Annotated in this window: 19 protein-coding genes; 10 read left to right on the plus strand and 9 right to left on the minus strand. The window is 43.3% G+C overall.

Annotated elements, in window-relative coordinates:
• Positions 1 to 67: 67 nt before the first annotated feature.
• On the minus strand, positions 68 to 1030 hold the full coding sequence (locus OIU26_RS05125; RefSeq protein WP_137079026.1) for a helix-turn-helix transcriptional regulator: 963 nt from the start codon (positions 1028 to 1030) through the stop codon (positions 68 to 70).
• 248 nt (positions 1031 to 1278) lie between these two features.
• On the opposite strand from OIU26_RS05125, the gene OIU26_RS05130 reads away from it, so the two are divergent.
• From OIU26_RS05130 to OIU26_RS05175, 10 genes are all read left to right on the plus strand, one after another.
• Complete coding sequence (locus tag OIU26_RS05130; RefSeq protein WP_264216143.1) at positions 1279 to 2781, plus strand: hypothetical protein; 1503 nt, start codon at positions 1279 to 1281, stop codon at positions 2779 to 2781.
• A gap of 20 nt (positions 2782 to 2801) precedes the next feature.
• Positions 2802 to 3905 carry a pentapeptide repeat-containing protein gene (locus OIU26_RS05135; RefSeq protein ID WP_264216144.1) on the plus strand — a complete coding sequence of 368 codons (1104 nt, stop codon included), beginning with the start codon at positions 2802 to 2804 and terminating at the stop codon, positions 3903 to 3905.
• A 12-nt stretch (positions 3906 to 3917) separates the two neighbouring features.
• On the plus strand, positions 3918 to 4430 hold the full coding sequence (locus tag OIU26_RS05140; RefSeq protein ID WP_040103144.1) for an imm11 family protein: 513 nt from the start codon (positions 3918 to 3920) through the stop codon (positions 4428 to 4430).
• A gap of 12 nt (positions 4431 to 4442) precedes the next feature.
• The gene (locus tag OIU26_RS05145) at positions 4443 to 5072 is read left to right on the plus strand and encodes a hypothetical protein (RefSeq protein ID WP_264216145.1); all 630 of its coding nucleotides are present in this window, start codon (positions 4443 to 4445) and stop codon (positions 5070 to 5072) included.
• A 31-nt stretch (positions 5073 to 5103) separates the two neighbouring features.
• On the plus strand, positions 5104 to 5583 hold the full coding sequence (locus OIU26_RS05150; protein ID WP_013372465.1) for a DUF4280 domain-containing protein: 480 nt from the start codon (positions 5104 to 5106) through the stop codon (positions 5581 to 5583).
• Between the two features lie 25 nt (positions 5584 to 5608).
• On the plus strand, positions 5609 to 8683 hold the full coding sequence (locus tag OIU26_RS05155; RefSeq protein WP_264216146.1) for a contractile injection system protein, VgrG/Pvc8 family: 3075 nt from the start codon (positions 5609 to 5611) through the stop codon (positions 8681 to 8683).
• Between the two features lie 16 nt (positions 8684 to 8699).
• On the plus strand, positions 8700 to 9674 hold the full coding sequence (locus tag OIU26_RS05160) for a hypothetical protein (protein WP_264216147.1): 975 nt from the start codon (positions 8700 to 8702) through the stop codon (positions 9672 to 9674).
• A gap of 21 nt (positions 9675 to 9695) precedes the next feature.
• Entirely contained in the window at positions 9696 to 10148 is a 453-nt protein-coding gene (locus OIU26_RS05165) for a hypothetical protein (protein ID WP_264216148.1), read from the plus strand.
• Positions 10149 to 10803: 655 nt separating this feature from the next.
• Entirely contained in the window at positions 10804 to 11271 is a 468-nt protein-coding gene (locus OIU26_RS05170) for a DUF2004 domain-containing protein (RefSeq protein ID WP_264216149.1), read from the plus strand.
• A gap of 276 nt (positions 11272 to 11547) precedes the next feature.
• Positions 11548 to 12018, plus strand: coding sequence for an Imm30 family immunity protein (locus tag OIU26_RS05175; protein ID WP_436449029.1), 471 nt, complete (start codon positions 11548 to 11550; stop codon positions 12016 to 12018).
• Between the two features lie 357 nt (positions 12019 to 12375).
• On the opposite strand, the gene OIU26_RS05180 is transcribed toward OIU26_RS05175, so the two are convergent.
• The 8 genes from OIU26_RS05180 to OIU26_RS05215 form a co-directional block, all read right to left on the minus strand.
• The gene (locus tag OIU26_RS05180; RefSeq protein WP_031462002.1) at positions 12376 to 13257 is read right to left on the minus strand and encodes a carbohydrate ABC transporter permease; all 882 of its coding nucleotides are present in this window, start codon (positions 13255 to 13257) and stop codon (positions 12376 to 12378) included.
• A 55-nt stretch (positions 13258 to 13312) separates the two neighbouring features.
• Positions 13313 to 14194: a carbohydrate ABC transporter permease gene (locus tag OIU26_RS05185; protein ID WP_017426800.1), complete on the minus strand. Its 882-nt coding sequence runs from the start codon at positions 14192 to 14194 to the stop codon at positions 13313 to 13315.
• A gap of 26 nt (positions 14195 to 14220) precedes the next feature.
• Positions 14221 to 15564: an extracellular solute-binding protein gene (locus tag OIU26_RS05190; RefSeq protein WP_264216151.1), complete on the minus strand. Its 1344-nt coding sequence runs from the start codon at positions 15562 to 15564 to the stop codon at positions 14221 to 14223.
• Between the two features lie 136 nt (positions 15565 to 15700).
• Positions 15701 to 16501, minus strand: a complete 801-nt coding sequence (locus OIU26_RS05195; protein WP_040103137.1) for a response regulator — start codon at positions 16499 to 16501, stop codon at positions 15701 to 15703.
• Positions 16502 to 16503: 2 nt separating this feature from the next.
• The gene (locus OIU26_RS05200; RefSeq protein WP_025676083.1) at positions 16504 to 18264 is read right to left on the minus strand and encodes a cache domain-containing sensor histidine kinase; all 1761 of its coding nucleotides are present in this window, start codon (positions 18262 to 18264) and stop codon (positions 16504 to 16506) included.
• 274 nt (positions 18265 to 18538) lie between these two features.
• Positions 18539 to 18982 carry a HEAT repeat domain-containing protein gene (locus OIU26_RS05205; RefSeq protein WP_025676084.1) on the minus strand — a complete coding sequence of 148 codons (444 nt, stop codon included), beginning with the start codon at positions 18980 to 18982 and terminating at the stop codon, positions 18539 to 18541.
• Positions 18983 to 19240: 258 nt separating this feature from the next.
• Complete coding sequence (locus tag OIU26_RS05210) at positions 19241 to 19582, minus strand: cupin domain-containing protein (RefSeq protein ID WP_025676085.1); 342 nt, start codon at positions 19580 to 19582, stop codon at positions 19241 to 19243.
• A 73-nt stretch (positions 19583 to 19655) separates the two neighbouring features.
• Entirely contained in the window at positions 19656 to 20894 is a 1239-nt protein-coding gene (locus OIU26_RS05215) for a PTS ascorbate transporter subunit IIC (RefSeq protein ID WP_264216152.1), read from the minus strand.
• Positions 20895 to 21066 lie beyond the last annotated feature (172 nt).

The following is a 21066-nucleotide window of genomic DNA, read 5'->3' on the forward strand; positions in this document are numbered from 1 at the left end:
ACCTCGGTAACCCGTGATTATCCCCATTATAAAAAAGCTTCACTGACATCTGCTGTCAGTGAAGCTTTTAGCGCTGATAATATTCTACTAACTCCGACGCAACAGCAACTAGTTTTTCCTTCAAGCTCTGTGGTTCGATGACTTGAATGGATTTCCCATAGGGTAGGAGTAAATAAGGGACATATGTATGAAGTGATTTTTCCTCAAGCAAAAAGATGGCTTGGTTAGCGGTTCGTTCTTTCAGATGATGCCCCAAAAACCAATGCAGACATAAGTCATCCAATGCCTCTGACTTGCCTTCGATCATTAAAGAAATTAAACCGTCCTTGCCTACTAAATCAGGTAACAGATTTTGCATAAAAAATTCACGAGCCGAAAAAGCCTCAGGCCGCTTAAATAGGCTTGGAGTACGCTTAATCTGTAGAATCCGATCTGCCCGAAAGCTACGGATCTCATGCCTTAGGTGACAAAATGCAACAGTATACCATTTGTTGTTCCAGTAAACCATTCCGTAAGGGTCTATCATTCTATTCTTGGGTTGTTCTTCATGGCTTGTGCGATAATCCATTTCGACAGAGAATTCGTTAGCTACAGCCTGCTCCAATTCTGCCAATATCGGCTGAAGAGAAGGATCTCCCATGCGATTTATCACTTCAAATCCGGCTAAATGACGACTAAGTATACTTTCCTGCTCTTGATTCGAATACATTTTCAATTTTGACGTTGCATTGCTTAATGCCTCACTCAAAGGGTATCCAGCTTCCTTTGCAAAAACAGCAGCATGAAGGAGCGCCTTTTTTTCCTCCATATCAAATAGTAAAGGTGCTCGGATAAAATTATTCAGCAAGCGATACCCGCCATGATGACCCGTATCGGATATTATAGGCACTCCACTGGCGCATAGTGCGTCAATATACCGATAAACTGTCCTTATATTTATTTCTAACTTTTCGGATATTTGTTTTGCGGTCATTTTCACACCCGAATTCAGCATCCATAAAATGGCCAGCATATTATCGTTTTTTGGCATAACATGAACCCTCCTCTCACATTAAAAGCTGATCTTTTATAATTAACTCTTTGTACTCTTCTTACCACCTATTATATGCTTTTTTCCATCTTATACTTCCCTCTCATATCTTCTAATTCCAGATTTACACATAGTAAATACCATAATGAATGGGTCATTCTGTAAACTAACTCTCTCTTTTAACCGATAAATACATATGCTGGATTTATAATTCCACTTTTTAAACACAACTACAGAAGGAGACACCTATGGAAAATATCGTGACGTACGGTCATATCGAAATCATGCCTTATGAGTTCGTCCGCCTTCATGAACTTAAAATCTTTAAAACAGTCAATGACCATGCCCGAATGATCTGTACAGGCATCATCTCGGAGAAAAAGCGAGAGCTGTATGTACGTGCTTCGGATGAAGAAACCCAGGTCAAAACTTTTGTTACGGACAAAAATGGCAATCGGCAGCCTCTTTTTCGAGGCATTGCCTTGGATGTGGAGGAAAAAGTCGTTCACGGGGTCCATTACCTAACCGTCGAAGCCATCTCTCATACCTACGAGTTAGATATTAAACGCCATCAACGCTCTTTCCAAAATCCCAAGCTCACCTATACGGGTTTGATTGAAAGTATTGTATCGGACTACTCCAAAGCAGAAGCGATGGATGTTGTGTCCCATAAGAAGCCCATTGGTACCTTTATCATGCAATATGATGAAACCGATTGGCAATTTCTGAAACGGATGGCTTCCCACTTCTACTCTCCGCTCATTCCTGCAGTGGGCTATGGAGTGCCAAAGTTTTATTTTGGTCTACCTATGGGACTCAGCAAGGGCGAAATACAATCTACCAATTATAAAGTCACCAAACGGGTCGCGGATTTTCAAACCGCCTCAGAGAACCATATCCCTGGCGTGCGTGATGCGGATTTTATCCAATATGAGGTCGAGACGGAGAAATTGCTGGAGCCTGGCTACGAAGTGACCTTTCAAGGTCATAAGCTGATCGTAGCTGAGGTGCTAACGGAGATGAAGGATGGAGTACTGACCCATACCGCCAAGCTGTCACCACGGAGCGGCTTACGACCGATTAAAGACTACAATCGCTCTATTATCGGCGCTTCCATTCAAGGCAAGGTACTGAGCGTTCGTCGGGACAAAGTACGCGCCCAGCTCGATATGGACGATCAGCAAGATCCGAACACAGATTACTGGTTTCCCTACTCTACCATTTATGCCTCTGCGGATAACACGGGCTGGTATTGTATGCCTGAGGATGGGGACAGCATTCGCATTTATTTCCCCAGTTATAAGGAAGAAGAAGGATACGCAATCAGCTCAGTTAAAAGAGAACTACAACCTTCCGGGGGAAAAGCTTCTGTTACTTCTGGTCATGGCACAACTTCTGCTTCGTCTGCCGGATCAAAGTCTTCTTCGGCACTGTCTGCGGTAGCTCCTGCGCCAGATCGAATGGCTGATCCTGCCATTAAGACGCTGCGAACCAAATACGGCAAAGAAATCATGCTCGCCCCAGATCAAATCGTTATTTCTGGCAATGGCATGTCCATTGTCATTAACGATAAAACAGGCATTGATATTGTAAGTGGAAAAAATGTGAGTATTAGCGCGGCTTCGGATATTATTATGAGTTCCGGTAACATCCAGCTTTCTGCCGGGAAAATTGAGCTGTCTGGTAAAGGTAACACGATCACGTTGGATGACAAAACCACCTTCTCCGGCACGGAAATTAAGATGAACTAACGGAAGGTGAGAACTAGCAGATGGATAAACAAGCGGCATTATACCATTTTAAAGAACATCATTTTACACCTTTGTTGGACATTCAGTTGGACAGGCTGGAAGCCATGTTTGATCGCTACCAAGCTCAACTAATCTCCGATTTCAAAGAATCGTTTAGGGATTTGTGTATACACATTTTGAGCATGCAGCAACAAGGCCAAAAAGAACCCATTGGATATATTCACTACTCGTTCTTGCGCACTCAGATGCTGGAGCAATCCTACCTGTATATGGTCGAGGCTTATTCTGCTGAATGGTACGAAGATGATTCCGATTGCAAGTTAACCTATGACGCGTCATGGGCTTACGCACCAATGAGTATCATGTTGGAAGCCTTGGAGAAGGAACGAAAAATATATATGGGGACGATCACTTCAGTGGACGTTGAACGATTGATGTTGGAATCCGCTCCTTTATTCCACCAGTTTGTGAGCTCCCTTCTGCGCTTAGGCATGACAGAAGTGGTTCAAATGCCTGAGTATCTCGCTATTCATAAAGCTGATCGTGTAGCCATCCGAACGGGTGAGTACAAGGATATCAGCGAGAATCTATATGTCGAAGATCAGGAAGCACTTCTTGCAGATCATGTGAGAGAGCAATTGATACACTCCAGTGAAGAAGAACCCTATGTTTACGAAAACCTAAAGCGGCTCTCTCTTCCCCACCTTCACCTGATGCAAAAGGATCTGCGCTATAACGATTTTAGCCACACTGACTTACGGGAAAGCCAGTTTCACACCTGCATATTGATCGGAAGCATGTGGCAGCGATCGAATCTAGCAGGGGGTAGCTTTCAGGGATGCTTACTGACCGACGCGGATTTTAGATATAGCGATTTGAGAGATGCTAACTTCAGTAATGCCAGCGGACAACCTTATCGGGAACATGGAGTTCGGGTACCAGGTCTATGTGGCCTTCATTTTGAACATGCCATCCTGGATGGGGCCGATTTTACGGATGTGCATTCGTTTGAACATGCGTATTTTGATGGGGCTTCGATGCAAGGAACCCTCGTCCCGCAAAAGTACTACCAGCATTGGAAACTAAGCGAAGCACAGCTTCAATCTATTGTGTGGACGGAGTAAGGAGGAATGTGTATGCGCCATTATTATGTGCTGGTCGATGATCATCGTATATCCCGAAACATTGAACCGATGAATTTAAATCTTTTTAAAACGCCATTTGTTGGCATGCCTCCGGCTCAGGTTTTAGATGTTCATGCGACAGAAGATGCGGAGTATACGGACTGGCTACCATTTTTAACCTCACAACCGCTATTTTCCGATCCTATGAAACGGATTCTAGAATTATACAATACACAAGCTCGTTTTAAGCAGGTGTATATCGTGAACCGGGAACCTAGCCGTCAGGAATTATATTGGATTTGTTCCGTTCCCTCTGTGGAAGGCATTTCAGAGCAGACTGAATTTTATGCGCACGACCAAACTCTAAAACGACTTGTTCTAGATAGCCATAAGGTGAATGGACACCATTTTTTCCGATTGTCCAACGTGAGGGAACCTTATTTCATCGTTAGCTTAGAGGCTGCTGAAAGCTTGCTTCGGCGGAGTTTGAGTGGTTTTCGGCTACAGAAGCTAGAACTCTTATAAGGAGGTTCAATCTTGACGGAGCATTGGGATGAATTTTTTTTAAAACTGCATCATCAGCAAATATTGAAAGAGCAATTAAGTACAGCGGAAAACGATGAAAGCTGGATGATGATATCTATTGAAGAAGCGATAGAGGAAATTTTAAAAGGCTCACTAACGCTGACGAATGAACAGGAAATTCGGTTTCAAACCCTTCCTGTCTTTGAAAATCAAGTCACCATTTCCCTGCCTGACTCTCTTGCTCCAGAAGTTCGAACTGGACAGACGGTAGATCCATCGAGAAGCTTCGTCGTTCAGGACAAGCTGGGCGGAATCCTGTTCGGTCTGCACCAAAGCGGGCAAGAACTGGACACTACGCAAATAGAAGTCTATCAACAACAGATGATTGAGCAAACCAGTCGCGCACAACCAAGTATGAAGCTTGTAGATGAAAAGATTCTTTCTATTCAAGATACCATCATTGGCTGCTATGAAGCTATTTTTCTAGTTTCCCCCTCTCCCTATTATCAGATTGTCTTTGTGCGTTCCTGGCGTGGCAAGGCTATGATCGGGAGTTGCCAATTTAAGCTGGAGGATGCTCCCCTCTGGGTTCCGTTAACCTATGCCATGCTGCATACTGCGACATGGTCGGAGCTTTCTTGAATCTATACCTTTTATCCAAGGAGGTACTTATATGTTTTTACCTATACTTATTAAAGCTTTGGCCCAAGGTGCACTCAGCGGAGAACATTCCTATGTGGTGAGAGGAGCCAAGCTACAGTGCAGTCAAGGTACAGACCCTGGTGTGCTTAATATGATGTACAGCCATGGTGTCTTCATTAAAGATAAACCCGTTCTGAACGTGGACGATGCCATTTGTGGAGCCAATATTAGCAAAATCAATGCTTTTGGTCTGTGTAAATTGAAGCATGGTCTTCCTTGCGAACCAGAGATTGCGTTTGGGTCCAAGTGGACCGGTGGGAAAGAAGACGTATTGATTGAGGGGGCACCCGCCCTACTCAACAATTCGACCTTAATGTGTAGCTGCCAAGATGTTCTGACTAATACGTTCAATTTCATGATAGACCCCAGTGATGATGGTACCCTCTCTTCTGCGATCGGACCTAGTGGTGGGGGCATCATCTCGATCATCGATGACGGGCAAGACAGTTGACTTTATCAAGCAAGGAGATTCAGGAATGAACATCGTAGCAAAAGACCGTTTTACCTATCAGCATCTACATGTTACCTGGCCCTATGGCAAGCTGCGTCTTCGTAATGTCCATATGAGTCACGAGCTTGGAGAACATGCCAGACTGAAGATCACGGGCGTCTTGGAAGGCAATCAAGCAGACACGATCATTACTAAAGCAAGTAGCGACGACGAAGTTGAGCTATGGTATTCCGATGCCAAAGATCAGAAGCATCCATTATTCATAGGACAACTATACTGCGTAGATGTGGAGCACACGCACCAGGAAATCGTGGTAACTCTCGACGTCATTTCCCACAGCTTCAAATTGGATACGCAGCTCAAAAATCGTTCCTTTCAACATATCAATCAAAAATTTGTGGAGATTGTAGATGCAGTGCTGGCCGATTATAAAGGCTCGGATAAGATCGATGAAGCTTTTGAGAAAAAAGCGACAAGCCAGTTTATTATGCAGTATCAGGAGACGGATTGGACTTTTTTAAAACGGCTGGCTTCACATGTGGGAGCTCTGCTCGTCCCCAATATCGTTTCACATCATGCGCAAATTTGGATCGGAATCCCGCAAGCCAGGCAGCATATTCATTTGAAAGAGGTTCCTTTTTCGTTACAACGCAAGATCGCTCCCTATCTGGATCAGGATGCGAACGGCTGGAGATCTGCCAACATCGGAGATTACACTCGGTATACCTTTGAGTGGGATCAAATGCTGCAATTGGGAGATGAAGTTGAACGCAATCACGAAACTTACGTCATCACCAAACGTGAGGGTCAATTGATTCGTGGCTTGATGACTTGGTCGTATGAATGCGCCCTGACTGGGGGCTTGAAGGTCCCCAAAATCTATAATCGAACAATCATTGGCGCGGCTATTGAAGGAAAAATACTGGAGGTCAGCCGGAATCAGGTTCGATTGCATTTGGATATGGACGATCAGCAGAATCCTAAGGATGCCCAGTGGTTTCCCTATTCTGCAGAAGGGAGTCAGGTGTGGTATCTGATGCCGGAAAAGGGTGCGCAGGTGAAGCTGTATTTTCCAAGCGCTGACGAGGACGATGCGATGGTTATACAATCGGTCCGAACGAAACCATCTAGTGTTGCTGTCCCTTCATCTCACGCAGCTCAAGGTGCCGTGATCGAATCACCAGCAGAACGTCACCAGCGTAAAACAGCCGATCCTGGGGTCAAATCCTTTGCAAATCCCCAAGGAAAAGAAATTTCCTTAGGGAACTCCGAGCTGTCGATGAGTGCGCAGGAAGGATCGCTATACATCTCCATGAATACCCAGCACGGTGTCAGCCTGAACAGTACCCAACGTGTACAAATTCAAGCTGCAGGAAGTCTTAGTCTTTCGGCAGGTAGTATTCTGCTGCAAGGAACCAACGGCTTACATGTGAATACAACAACGGATACGCTTGATTTGGAGCAGGAAGTTAACAGCGTGAGTTCGGAAATCCAGCTTAAAGCTTCCCTCCATCAATACTACCCAGATCCGATCTTATCTGACTTTGAGAAACAAGTCGCTGAAAAGGGAATCCAAAGCGTAATGGGAGCTCGTGCTAAAGAAAACGTAGGTGCCACCCTCAAGGGAGAATGGGATGCGGGTTTGGAGTTTATAGGCGGTGTATGGGACTCAGTTGTCGATATAGTGGATATGGGGACCATGGTAATGACCCCTCTTGTTATGCCGGGAAATTATACTGGTAAAGGTTTTCTGGAGCGCAATGAGACGCTCGAGGGAATTAAAAGCGGTGCGAAGTTTGGCTGGAACTATATTGCCGATTCATTCCAAGGGAAGAAAACAAAGAAAGATGTGGTTCATGACCTTGAAACTGTATGGGATGGCATAAAAAGCATACCCGATCCGATTGAGCGAAAATTGAATAATTTCTTCCCTAATCCATTGACCGATACCAAACAGGAAAGTTACGATGCAGGATACGACAGCATCAAGGCCGTTGAACGTGTTGCAGACATTTATGCGTTTGTTAAAGGCGGCACAAAGTTAGTTAGAAAGCTGGGAAAGTTGGGGAAAGAAGAAGCCTCCTTATCTAAGGGACTCAAGGAAACTGAAGAAAAGAAAACCGGTAAAGGTGGCGCGCCGGGGTTATTCGGAGATTCAGCAAAGGCCGACTCTGCTTTGGCCAAAGTTGGAGATGGAAAATTCAAAACGAATGCCATCCGTTTTCCAACCAGTTTTGAATCCTTGGGGAGTTACTTGCAAAGTGTATCTAAAAAGATGAATATCCGTCTAACTAAAAGGTCACCCATCTTCGCAACTGCTGGTGGTCATTATCGGTTTCATGATCCTGGTCCTGACATCCCACATTCTAAAGGTTCCGGTGCAAAGATTTCACCTGAGAGACAAAAGCAGATTGATGCGTTAGAATCAGGAGAGTACACAGGTAAAAGCACTAAGGGGAAAGATACAGGTGGTTTGAAGGCCGACAATATCAAAAAAGAAATTAAAAATTTAGATGAACAAATAGCCAAATTGAAAAAAGAAGGAAATGAGAATGACCTCAAAAGATTAACACGTAAACGAAACAAATTGGCCAACAAATTGGATACAAAAGATGAAATTAGTGATAATTTTGACTTGCAAGACGCAAAAGAACATGAAAGAAAAATCGATAATTCTAAATATTTTAGTCATGATAAAGGTGATTTTGGAGAAGAAGTAGCGAAAAAAGTAGCAAGAGACAGTAACTTAGGTGAAGACATTTCAGATTTGTTCCAAGTAGGTAGAAACGGTATTGATGCGACATTTTTATCAGAGGGTCCTCCACCAAAATTAACAATGATTGAATCAAAAGCATCAGATTCCGCCAGTTTCAGTTATTCTAACAAACAGAAATTGGGAGGGGAAGCTTATTTTCAAGATATGTTAAAAAGTAAGGATCCAAGATATGCGAGTTTTCAGAGTAAATTGAAAAAGCTAAAAAAGAAGTATCCTGGATTACAGTTTGATTTTATTAGGGTAGAAACAGATGTGAAAATAACCAAAACTGGATTTGGCGTGGACGAGTTAAAGGTAAAAGACTGGAATAAAGTAATAGACTAACCTTAAGGAGGATATAATGCTAAACCCAAAAAAATTAGAAATAGCGTATAAAAGATACAGCAAAAACTTTGTTGACGGAATCAAATTTGAAGATATTAAAGAGGAATATGAAGAGTGCCAGAAAGAAATAATTAATATTGTCGATATGAATGCCGTGGAGAAGGATCATATTTTATTAATAGATTTAGAATCGATCTCTTCATATCATCTCTCTAAATGGAAACAAAATGTTCTAGTTAATGATGAAAATACAGTAGAAGACTTAAAAAAAATGCAAATAGTCGTTTTTTACCAGTGTATGGGGCAAGATCTTTATAAAATCCGTTACCCTGAAATGATGACAGAATACTCCTTTCAGGAAGTCATAGCAGCCCTAATTCATTTCACAATGTTTGGGTGGGAGAAAGAAGAAAACATATTATTCGAATTTATTGATAATAACCTTGGAAGTAATATACTGAAATCCAATGAATGGAACAAGCATACATGGTTCTTACTGGAATTATACTTGCAATATAGAAATAAAACTATTGCAGGAACGAGTCAAAACTTGAATATAGCTGTGAAGGAAAAATTCAAGGAAGCTGGGCTTCGATACGATTTAATCCCGAAAGACTTGGATATATATAAGGAAGTGTTGGGACAATGGACAACTCGGGATTCGGAAGCAATTAAACACCTGATTGGCGAAATGTCACTTTACCACTCTATTTTAGCCTCAGAAATGGGCGAGTCCATTGAATTTGGCGACTTTAAATATGGATTCTATCCGTATGAAATATTATTCTTGCTTTATGTAAGGAAAAAGTTGGGCCTACCGGTTTTCAATGAATTTGACGAGGTATTGATGAACACGCCAGAAGCTAAAATGGAAATCGGGGACCCTGAACCCTATCCAGAATGGGATCCGCTGTTGCGCCTAACAGATAACTTCTATCGAAAGAATTATCCCGAATATATTCCGAACAAATATGGGGAATTGTTTCAATAATTACAAAGGGAGGAAATCAACATGTCTGATGAGGAGATCGTCCATCTTATATTCGAGGATCGCCAAGACATAGAAGTTATTTTAAGTGACTTGGAGTTAAGTTTCTACGAGAGTGTTTTAAAATATGGTCTATCTACGAAGAAGTTTCTCTACCTTGATTATCGAGGTGAGCAGTCTATGGAGATTGTTAACTATATTTTAGATTATGAATTTGCTCATAGCCTTGAGTTGGCTTCCCAAAAGGAACTAGAGGAACTGGGGGAATTTGATTATGAGTATATACCTGATAAGATAAAAGAAGTCAATAAACTCATTTATCCTAAAAGGTATGGATTGTTTACTTATCCAACCAGTGGCGATTATTATGCCCTATTTATTGCCAAACTGGAGCACAAATCTAAATTGCTGCGAGCAGAGCTGTTGGTTGATGAATGGACACCTTACAAAGAAAGATGCATACAGTATTACTATTAATTACACTTTCGGCCTATTAAAATCAGCTGATCTAACAACTTATAAACTTTTCAAAAGCTTATTCCTACTTGAATCATGAGTGGGAATAGGCCTCTTTTTACGCTAAATTCAAGGAAGAAAAAAGAGCTTTCTGGTCAAATTTTAAATGATCCGCTAACGACAGTATAGGGCTACCTCAGTCAATCATTACGCCCCGACGGTTCAAATTTTGGCTGCTTGGGAGTTAATTCTCCAAATATAAAATCTGAATTTCATACTTATAGTGTAGTAAATGGACATCCTCACCTCATCTATCTAATAGAATTATGACGGTTACCCCTTTCAGCCGATGAGGGCTAAAATAAGATATCCAGCAGAGCCACAGTGAGCAGTTCTCGGACTTTTGAAGAAAACTATAGTGAGAGTTTTTCAGATGATATTAAAAACACAGTTTTAAATGCTATTTCAACAGAATTTTAAAATAACTATGAAATTTATAAGCTTACAAAAAAATTTACATCAGAGATCTTATATAGGTAGATTGGGAGTAAATAAAGAAACATATTCAAAGTGGTCAATTAAATGAAAAGTTTTTTTGGAACTTTATTCGCATATAAACAGAGGGCTAGTTGAACCGAAGAGGGCTTCCCAATAAACGAAAAAGAGATGATCTAAAATGACGAAAAGCGATCCAATCTTTGGTGAACTCGAATATAACTATAGTTGGGTAAAGGATGCCACTATTCATTTTTTTGGGAAAGAAACTGAAATTGCATTGATGATAGATGGTGAAGAAGATGGCGGTTTTGATGAAGCTCAATATGCGGCATATCAATCTTTAATGCAAAACTGGGAGCAATTGCAGCAAAGCTTCTTGCAACCAATTTTAGACTATTACCAACAAAAGCGATATGAACTTGGTTATGATACTGAACTTGATGAGAATTATCCCTTAGTTGAAACAACCGATCAACTTCTTGAAATGGTTACTTTGAATGGAATTGTTGTTCCATATTCAGATATTTATGAAGGTCGAGACATCGGAATCCTTTTTGATTGTACATGGGATGTAGAGAATGGATTGGGAATTCGTTTATTTAACGAAAAAGTAACTGAAGTAGGTTACCAAGATGTTGCAATTTAAATAATTGGAGAAGGGCAAACTGGTGCTGAATTAAACACTTAATCTCATCATCATTTTCAATGTAACCTTTGTTTAAATTTGAAAAAGTTTCGTGAATTGAGAGGTGAATTGTACACACGAAAGTGCTAAATAAGTACATCCTATTTAACAATAGACTGAACAGGTCATTATGGTCTTATATTACCATAATTCACCTCCCATACTGGCATTAATCTCCTTACAATAAGCATAATGGAGACAAAATAGCTATAGTATCCAACTGAGAGGAAGAAAATGATTATATTAAATGAGAAAATTAATTTACTATATGCAATGCGTTTTATGGAGAATGAAAGAGACGATATTGAGGAATTTGAGAGTATTCTAAACGAATTATCCCTTGTAGGAACAAATGATATAATTCCTAATCTTTGCACGATTTTCGAAGACGAAGTTGCAGAGCCGTCAGCCGGTGATTATCTTATCGAAACTATATTTTATGTTGCAAAACGTAATAATTTAGAAGACGGTTTATATAAATTGGCTTTGAGCATCCCTAAGATGTTACCTCATGCACAGTTTTGGGCAGAAAGAATTCACCGGACACTTTTAAATTCAAAAGATCTGGTGGCGTCTTATGACAAGGTTATAGACAAACTAGGAAGTTCAGATAAGCAGACTATTAAAGAAATCTTACTTTCGATTAAAGATGATGATCCAGATTTAATTTTAAAAATGGCCTGGTCACTTATAGAGAAATTAGGTTAAATATAGGTGGCCTAGCTGAGGACAAATTCTTTAAAAGAAATAATATTGCTCTAATTCTACAAAAGATTTTTTTAGAAATACTAATTATGTAAGGCACAAGAATAAATTTGTGAGACAATGAATTGAGATGAAAACGGGTATAAACACAACTTGCTAATCCTCGACATTTTACAATTACATTATAATCTGTGATAGACTCACGCAATTGGTCTGCATCAAAAATATGAACTCTCTTGTAGTTTGGATTAGTAATCTAGACTCACATTAAGATGCACCCCCTAGCACTCATCGGACAAACCAAGAGGTTTGATCCAATATCTATACTAGGGGGTGCTCTTCTAATCAAGAAAATTGGCTTTACCCTTTAACTGACCCGGCTGCGATCCCTTCCACAATCCGGTCACTCATGATGAGGAACACGAGCAATATGGGCAAAATGCTGATCATCAGCGTGGCTCCGATTGCTCCCCAGTCGGTCGTATATTGTCCGATAAAGTTCTGAACGCCTACGGTCAGTGTTTTATTTTCGTCAGAGCTAATGAACGTATTGACGAAAATAAACTCGTTCCAGTTGTAGATCATGTTAATAATAGACGTCGTTGCCATGACAGGGGTGGTCATGGGCAGCACAATCCGGAAGAACATCCGGTTGACGGAGCAGCCGTCCATAACGGCTGCTTCTTCCACTTCACGGGGCAGAGCGTAATAGAAGCCCAGCAAGATCATCATCGTTGTCGGTAGATTAAAAGCGACATACGACAGGATGATGGATACCGAAGTGTCTGTTAGATGCAGTTTGAGAAACATACTGAACAACGGGATCAAGGTGGAATGGACCGGAATCATGAGTCCGACCATAAAGAGCCCGAGAACCAGCTGACTCCCTTTCCACCGCATACGTGTAATGGCAAACGTAACAAAGCTGGCCAGCAGCACCGTTAGCACCACAGATATGACTGTGATCCACACACTATTGAAGAAATACCGTCCGATATTGCCGCTGGTCCACACATTCATATAGTTTTCCCAATGCGGCTGGGACGGGAGTGCAAACGGTGGAAGGTTAAACACTTCCTGATTATTTTTAAGCGAAAAAAGCATCAGCCACACCAGCGGTAAAAGCTGCGTCACCGCTAAGATGATCAAAAGTATATACAAAGCGGCATAACCGACCCGAGTTAACATTTTGCCGCGAGTAGCGACTCCAAGCGGATAGTTGGCGGCTGCCTGGGTTTTCATATCCTTTCCTCCCTCTTTCTGTCCTTTGTTACCATTATCTAATTGCATGAATGTTCTATGAATACTGGATAGTGTCACTAGTAGCGGTCACCTTGCGAATCACCCACGTAGCAACCAGACAGATGAGCAGCAGGGCAAAGGCTGTAGCGCTGCCATATCCGAAATCGAAGCTGCGGAACGCCTGGTGGTACATGTACGAAGCCATCACTTCACTGGCCCCGTTCGGCCCACCGTCCGTCATGACGTAGATCAGGTCAAAATATTTGAGCGAGCCGACAATGGACAATATGATCGTCACGTTAATTACCTCGCGCAGTAGAGGCAATTTGATACGAGTCGCAATCTGCCAGGCACTGGCTCCGTCGATCCGTGCAGCCTCCATCAGCGTTTCGGGAATGTTTTTCAGCCCGGCATAATAGATCAGGATATAAAAGCCTGCATATTGCCAAATAATCGGAATGAATAAGGCAAGCAGAACCAGAGACGGATTAGCCAACCACTCGGGCGGATTGTGAACTCCGACCGATGCCAGCAAAGAATTCAGCACTCCGTTGGTCGGGTGATACATTTTGAGCCACAATTGAGCGATCGCTACAGAAGACAGCAGCATGGGAATTAAATAAATTTTCCGCAGCAGATTCGCTCCCTTGATTTTTCCTGACAGAATCATCGCAACGACCAGATAACCGATCAGACTGATGCCTGAAAACAAGGCCAGCAGCAGCGAATGCCAAGCACTTTGCCAGAATGCCGCGTCTGTGAACAAATGTTGATAGTTATCCAGCCCTACGAAAGTCATAGCGCCGATTCCATTCCACTGATTCAGACCGTAATAGCCGGTCAGTACGATGGGCACATAAATTACGGCGAATAACAACAGCAGGGAAGGCAACACATAGAGAGCAATGACGAGCTTATTGGACATGACCTTTTCCACGGTCAGACCTCCTTAGGTGGTCAATTTCAATTTCCTTTCTCGATGGCAGCCTTATGCTGGTCGGCAAATTGTTGCGGTGTCACCGCTTTACCAAACAACGCCTGAATCATATTCAAATGTACCTGCGCTGCATTCGGCTTCATTTGTACATCAGCGAACAATGTAATGTTGCTGGCTTGGTTCAGTCCATTCAGCAGGTCGACATACAGCTTGGGCAATTTTTCTTTAGAGGTGTCCACCTTCGTCGCCGGAATAACGCCCGCCTGTGTAACCGATTGCTCTCCCCATTTTTCTACGAAATATTCCACGAACGCTTTGGCTTCTTCTTTTACTTTGGAATTTTCCGAAACAAACAAGCCTACTCCCGGACCTCCTACCCAACTGTTCTCGTTGCCCTTGCCGCCTGCAACCATCGGGAATTTAAAGAAGCCGACTTGATCTTTAAACGCTTGCGGGATTTCGGGATTAGTCGTAAAATTCGGCAGCTCCCAAGTAGCCATCAAATACATCGCCGCTTTGTCGTTCATAAACTCGGATTTTCCTTCATCATTGGACAACCCGTTAAATCCTTTGTTAAAGGCGTTCATATCCACCAAGGTCTGAATTTCGGAGGCCGCCTGAATTAAACCAGGGTCATCGAATGATCCTGAGCCGTCAATTGCTTTTTTCAGCGTTTCGCTACCTGCTATACGGTCTGCCAGATACATGTACCAAAGCGAACCCGTCCAGCGGTCTTTATTGCCCAATGCAATCGGTGCAACTCCATGATCTACGAGTGTTTTCACCACCTGCTTAAATTCATCAAATGTCGCAGGTACCTTCAAGTTATATTTTTGGAATATTGCTTTGTTGTAATAAATGGGTGTTATGTTCAATTCGATCGGAAGCGCATACGTTTTACCATCCAGCGCATAGGCATCAGTCGTTCCCGGTACGAATTTGTCCTTCAGCTTGGAACCTTGCAGCAGGTCATCCATCGGCGTAAATAATCCACCTTTAACGTAAGGCTCCATGAAGCCCGCTGCCCAGGTGATGCCGACATCTGGCAATTCGTTGGAAGCTGACAGCACTTTGAGTTTGTTTTTGTATTGTTCATTTTCCAGCACTTCCTGCTGAATGACGACATTCGGATGATCCTTTTGGTATTGATCTATAATCTGGGTTACAAGCTTGCTTTGCTGTGCCGAGCTTCCCTCTGGCCACAGGTGCATCATTTTGAGCGTAACCTTGCCCCCAGCTCCACTGGAACCGCCTTGCCCATCCTTACCAACACCACAACCGGACAGCACTAGCATGAATGACAGCAGCAGGGTCAACCCAGCAACCCATTTTCGATGTGAGCGCTTACGAACTGAATACTCGTTGGACATCGTTAGACCTCCGTTATTGTAATTATATTTTTTGTAACCGTTATCATTTGTAAGTTTAGCACTCTATTTCTGCTTCCAACAGGGTACGCTCATTGGGTATAATTCCACTTTTATTGGGTTGTGAGCAGCCTATATGTCAGTCGATATTCTCCGGTCCTTTACGCATCTGCTGCCTATAGCGGCTGGGACTTACCCCCTCGGTCGCTTTGAATACTTTAATAAAATATTTATCTGTCCGGTAGCCTGAGCGCTCACCGATTTGGGCAATCGTCAACTGGGTATGCAGCAGCAGCTCCTTAGCCCGTTGTATCCGTAGCCTGTGTAGATATTCGCTGAAGGACAAACCACTTTGCTCCTTAAATAAAACACTAAAATAGCTCGCATTCAGGTGTGAATGCGCTGCAGTCTGCGCCATCGTAATGGGTTCGTGAAGATGCTCTGCCATAAAGGTGAAGGCTCGCCGTACCGGATCGCTAAGCGTAGTCGCTTGGAGGTCAAGCTCTAGCAGAACAGGGTCAGCCAGCTTGTCCAGCTTCTTGTACCGCTGCCGTTCCTCTTCCAGTTGAAGTGCTTCATTTACCGCATTCAGCAGCTCCTGCTTATCAATCGGCTTGAGCAAATAATTAACGGCTCCGAGACGAAGCGCCTGCTGGACATAATCAAACTCCGCATATCCCGAGATCACAATGATCGCCGGGCGATGTGAATCCCGTTCCAGAGAACGGATTAAATCCAGCCCGCTGAATTCCGGCAACCGGACATCTGTAATCAGCAGATGCACCTTCTCCGCTTGCAGCATATGTAATGCCTCCAGGCCATTCCCCGATGTCATAATCCGGTATTTCCCGGCGGTCCACTGCTCCAGTGTCTGATGTATCCCCTGACGTGTTCTTTGTTCATCGTCCACAATAACAATGGTCTTGGATGAAAAACTCATTCCTACCGCCCCCCGTATTCATCAGGAATTTCAAAAGCGACCACCGTTCCTTCCTGCACAGCACTGTAGATCAGCACGCCGTCCGTTGGATAAGATGCACTGTCATAATAGAGAGCAAGCCTGCGCTGCACATTAACCAGTCCCATACCGGTTCCCTTGCTCTGACAGGCAGATCCCTCAATCAACGCTGTACGCACAGCTGCAAGTTCCTCCTGTGTCATTCCAGGTCCGTTATCTACAACCTCGATCCTAGTCCAACCCAACCTCGCCGAAGGAGTGATTCGAATTTCAACACGGCCATTGCCGATGCGATTTTCGACACCGTGTAAGATTGCATTTTCTAGAATGGGCTGGATCAGCAGCTTAGGAAGCGGAATGCTTGCTGCCTCTGGTGGCATATGAATTTGCCAGCTCAGACGTTCGCCCAGACGCATCTCCATCAATTCCAGATAACGACGGACTTGTGCTATTTCTTCCCCAAGTGTCACCCAAGAGTCATGGTGAGCCGGTTCGATCACATAACGAAACAGCCGCGACATGGACACCATCAGCCCGGCAAGCTCCTCCTCTCCTTTTTCTTGCAGCGACCAATTGAATGCATCTAGCGTATTAAAAAGAAAATGCGGGTTGATCTGCGCTTGCAGTGCTTTAAGCTCGGTCTGGCTTTGTAAAGCCTCCTTCTCGCAAATGACACGGATCAATTCATTGATATCGACAATCATCGTGTTGTACTCTGCATTTAATTCCCGTAATTCAACCGCTGCTGCAGGTTCAGGATTCAAGGCCAACGCTCCTTCCCGTGAACGGCGCATCGCCTGAATCAAGTGACCTATCGGTCTGGTAATCAACGTTGACAGCATAAAGGACATGAACAGGAATAACACGGCACCTAGAGACGCCGAAATAATAAGTGTCGTCCGTAAAACCGTAATTCCGTCTGTGACGACGCTAACTGGAATCAGGATCAGCAGCGACCAGCCGGTCCGTTCCGATTGCTGAACTGCCTTCACATACTCGCGCTCTCCAATATGAACCGTCTGTGTCTTGCTGTGCAATACATCTAACAAATTAGTCTGACTCATAGGCTCACCCGACAGCAGCTGCCCTCGGCGATCTACAAGCAGCATTGTTTCATTTGCTTCTTCATGGATCGCTGACGTACCATTTAGCCCAAAATAACTTCGTTCCATGCGGGTAATCAGATATCCTCCGCGTGAAAACCAGCGATCCACCAGGCTCACCTGCCGAATCGCCAGCAGCGACTGGGGATTTTCAGGATCTATGCCGATCCAGACCAGCCTGCCTTTCATCTCATTTGCTTCCCGAATGTCCGCCTGTCCGATACGATCCTCCAGACTGCCTTCTCTAATCGGAAACAACATCTTCCCTTCAGCGGTATACAGCTCCAGCGAGCCAACGCTCGGCATATAAGCCTGATAGCTATGCATCACTTGCAGTAGCGATTGACGCTGTCCAAAAGTCACCTTGCCCCCATTACGCTCCTCCAGCAAAATATGCTGAACAGATGGATGATTCGCCACTTGTTCCGTCAGGCTGTCCATCTGGCCGATTAATGCATCCAGTCTGCCGCTTGCTTGTACTGCGGTTTGACCAATATGCCGTTCGGCACTGTCTTTCAACAGGTGAGAGACATTGAGATAAATAAACGCTCCCGCCACACTCATCATAATGAGCATTACCAATATAAAGCCGATAAAGATCTGATTACGCAACGTGTTTAATGGTTGAAACTTTGAACGCATAAGCCTTCTCCCCCTGAATCATCGCAGAAAAGTCAATAATGATAACGCTTTCTATTTTCTATTCTAGCGCATCGTTTCCCTTTGTTGGCATCTTTTTAGCAGAGATTAATTAAAACGGCCAGCCCTCTTTGAAATCATTGCGTTTGATCATAACACGTAATAACGATATATATTAAAAAGCCTTAACAAAGATAACACCTTATCCTTGTTAAGACTTCATCTGCGTTACCAATAGCAATCCCTCAAAGTTACATTCAATGGCAGGGTTCAGACATTATCTTGTGGATAACGAAGCCCATTTTTGCTCCAGCCACTGATCAAATTCAGCACCCTTGTCGCCTTCATAGACGTCATAAATATCGACTCTCATCTTGTGCAGCTTCTCGCGAAAATCGTTATAGGTATGGTCGGCTGGCAGGCTTTTTTTAATCCGCACCAGTATCTTCGTCAGCCCCTTAACAAGCTCACCCTCTTTGCGCACAGGTGGCTGTACGTTTTCGCCCCATTCCTGTAGCTTGTGGTAAGCAGCTTCCTGAACGGCATATACCATATCATTATTCATTCGGTGCGTCAGCAAGTCAATCGTCTGCTGGTTCTTCCATGCACCCAATTCATTCACCGCTGCTAGGCGCGCTTTCCAATCGGAGGTTCGGTTTGCAGCCACCTTAAGCTGCTCATATACTTCTGCAAATTCCTGCTGAGTTTCGTTGTTTTCCAAAATAATCTCATCCTTTTCTAAAAATCACTACACTGCTGTTCATCACGATTGCCGTTTGTTAAATATAACATACTTGCAGGTCTTCTACTAAAAAAGATCATTATGAAGTGCATTGGACCCACAGCCAATAATATAAACAAGAAAGAACCCAAGGCTCCGCCTCAGGCTCACTGGTGCAGATTAACAACTGGAAACCTGCGTTGGTACAGTTTTTTTATATTCGGCATGCTCGATAATAGCCATATTTAGTAAGAAAATTTATAGAAAATCGGCACGTGCTGGTGTAAATGCATCTAGCAAAATTCCGTCATCCTCCAGCGGGATACAGCCATGAAGAGTGTCGGATGGAAAATGGATGCTGTCTCCTTCTTTAACAGTCTGCACTTCCTTCGTTTCCCCATTATCGATCATGAACTTAAAGCTTCCCTTCAAAACATAAGTGACTTGTTCATGGACATGCTTATGCAACAGGATCTCCCCAGTTTGGGCTTTAGCAAACATCACTTTGACATACATAAGCTGGTCACTGTGGGCCAGCACTTTCCGGGTCGTATTACTGTCTACTGTATCCATTTGAATATCTTGGTCATTAAAAAACATGAATCATTCCTCCTCATTTAGAACCCAATTTAATTAGATGAGTTATTTTTAAAAATTCATAAATCGGTTTAGTTTAAAACCAGCGGAAAATAAGCCAAAGTAATCCGGAAAGGGTTGTAAAGTCGGGATCGGCGAATGTCACTCCGTCGGCACCCAAAAAAGAAAAGAGCGGCAAGGTGAGAGCCGGCAGCAGACAGAGCAAGAATCCATTAAGACAACTGGAAATGACTGCCCCTCTAAAACCACCGCTGGAATTGCCAAATATCGCGGCTGCACCGCCAGCGAGAAAACAGGCCATGATCCCCGGTACAATAACAGGCAGTCCGATAAGTGGGAAAAGAAAGACGCAGGCCACACCTGTGAAAAAGCTGACCAAGAAGCCTACCAACGCGGAATTGGGTGATTTGTCGAACAGTACCAGAACATCCACCCCAGGAACTGCTCCAGGTGCGAACACTTGAGAGAACCCCTTGAAAGCGGGTACAATTTCAGTCGTGAACAGCTTAACACCTGCTTTTGCGATATACAAGCCAGCAGCAAAAGTGGCTGATTGTTCGAGGATAAAGACGAGGTATTCTTTGCCGTTAGATAATTTGCTGACATATTCAGAACCAGCAACCAGTCCAGATACCAACAAAAGCACCAGCATCGTCAAGGTTGTTGCCACATTGGGATCACGCAAAAAACTGATGCGGTCATTTATTTTTACATTTTCGGTGTCATGTTCACGATTGCCTAAAACTTTTCCTAAATAGGTACCGAGAATGTAAGAAGTCATGGAAGCATGAGCAATTGTATATTCATCCGATTTGATAATATTTTTGCTGGCATTTCGGAGCAGGTAAGGAAACACTGCCATATAGCTCCCAATGACCAAGGAACCAACGATGATTGTAGTTAGCGAACTGAGACCCAGACCTTTCATAACGGCTGTAGCGGCAAAGCTCATGAACAAAATCAAGTGGAGAGACAAATAAATGTACTTGAACTTGGTCAGGCGCGCAAGCACGATGTTAAGGATCATGGAAAAAAGTAGAATGAGCGCAGCATCCGCTCCGATCTGATCAATGGTCATTGCCATGATAGCTTCATTGCTTGGTACGACACCCTTAAGGTTGAACGCAAAAGAAAATATTTGGCTGAAGTTGGTGAGCACGCCTCCTAAAATTCCGCCGCCAACCTTAATCATGGTAAAGCCCATGAAAGAAAGGGTGGTTCCGGTTATGATCTCGGATACTTTCTTCCTCTGAAATATGAGACCGAGTAATGTCACAATCGCAATTATGATGGATGGCTCCCTGATAATGCTCATAAACATTTCCATAGTGATCCCGACCTTCTTTTCTTTTATTTTTCATTCTTACTAAATCGATTTAGTAATGCTTGAAAAAAATTTCCCTTCTGGGAATGTAAAAAGAAGTAGAACTGCTTTTTTGTGAATTATATCACAAATCCAAAATTATAAATTTCCGTTTAAGGTTCAC

It is taken from the genome of Paenibacillus sp. BT-177 (assembly GCF_025846815.2).
Lineage (GTDB): Bacteria > Bacillota > Bacilli > Paenibacillales > Paenibacillaceae > Paenibacillus > Paenibacillus polymyxa_C.

Excerpts from the sequence above, each read along its gene's own strand:
- OIU26_RS05125 (WP_137079026.1), bottom strand. The coding sequence starts at position 1,030 with ATGCCAAAAAACGATAATATGCTGGCCATTTTATGGATGCTGAATTCG.
- OIU26_RS05130 (WP_264216143.1), top strand. The coding sequence starts at position 1,279 with ATGGAAAATATCGTGACGTACGGTCATATCGAAATCATGCCTTATGAG.
- OIU26_RS05135 (WP_264216144.1), top strand. The coding sequence starts at position 2,802 with ATGGATAAACAAGCGGCATTATACCATTTTAAAGAACATCATTTTACA.
- OIU26_RS05140 (WP_040103144.1), top strand. The coding sequence starts at position 3,918 with ATGCGCCATTATTATGTGCTGGTCGATGATCATCGTATATCCCGAAAC.
- OIU26_RS05150 (WP_013372465.1), top strand. The coding sequence starts at position 5,104 with ATGTTTTTACCTATACTTATTAAAGCTTTGGCCCAAGGTGCACTCAGC.
- OIU26_RS05155 (WP_264216146.1), top strand. The coding sequence starts at position 5,609 with ATGAACATCGTAGCAAAAGACCGTTTTACCTATCAGCATCTACATGTT.
- OIU26_RS05160 (WP_264216147.1), top strand. The coding sequence starts at position 8,700 with ATGCTAAACCCAAAAAAATTAGAAATAGCGTATAAAAGATACAGCAAA.
- OIU26_RS05165 (WP_264216148.1), top strand. The coding sequence starts at position 9,696 with ATGTCTGATGAGGAGATCGTCCATCTTATATTCGAGGATCGCCAAGAC.
- OIU26_RS05170 (WP_264216149.1), top strand. The coding sequence starts at position 10,804 with ATGACGAAAAGCGATCCAATCTTTGGTGAACTCGAATATAACTATAGT.
- OIU26_RS05180 (WP_031462002.1), bottom strand. The coding sequence starts at position 13,257 with ATGAAAACCCAGGCAGCCGCCAACTATCCGCTTGGAGTCGCTACTCGC.
- OIU26_RS05190 (WP_264216151.1), bottom strand. The coding sequence starts at position 15,564 with ATGTCCAACGAGTATTCAGTTCGTAAGCGCTCACATCGAAAATGGGTT.
- OIU26_RS05195 (WP_040103137.1), bottom strand. The coding sequence starts at position 16,501 with ATGAGTTTTTCATCCAAGACCATTGTTATTGTGGACGATGAACAAAGA.
- OIU26_RS05200 (WP_025676083.1), bottom strand. The coding sequence starts at position 18,264 with ATGCGTTCAAAGTTTCAACCATTAAACACGTTGCGTAATCAGATCTTT.
- OIU26_RS05210 (WP_025676085.1), bottom strand. The coding sequence starts at position 19,582 with ATGTTTTTTAATGACCAAGATATTCAAATGGATACAGTAGACAGTAAT.
- OIU26_RS05215 (WP_264216152.1), bottom strand. The coding sequence starts at position 20,894 with ATGAGCATTATCAGGGAGCCATCCATCATAATTGCGATTGTGACATTA.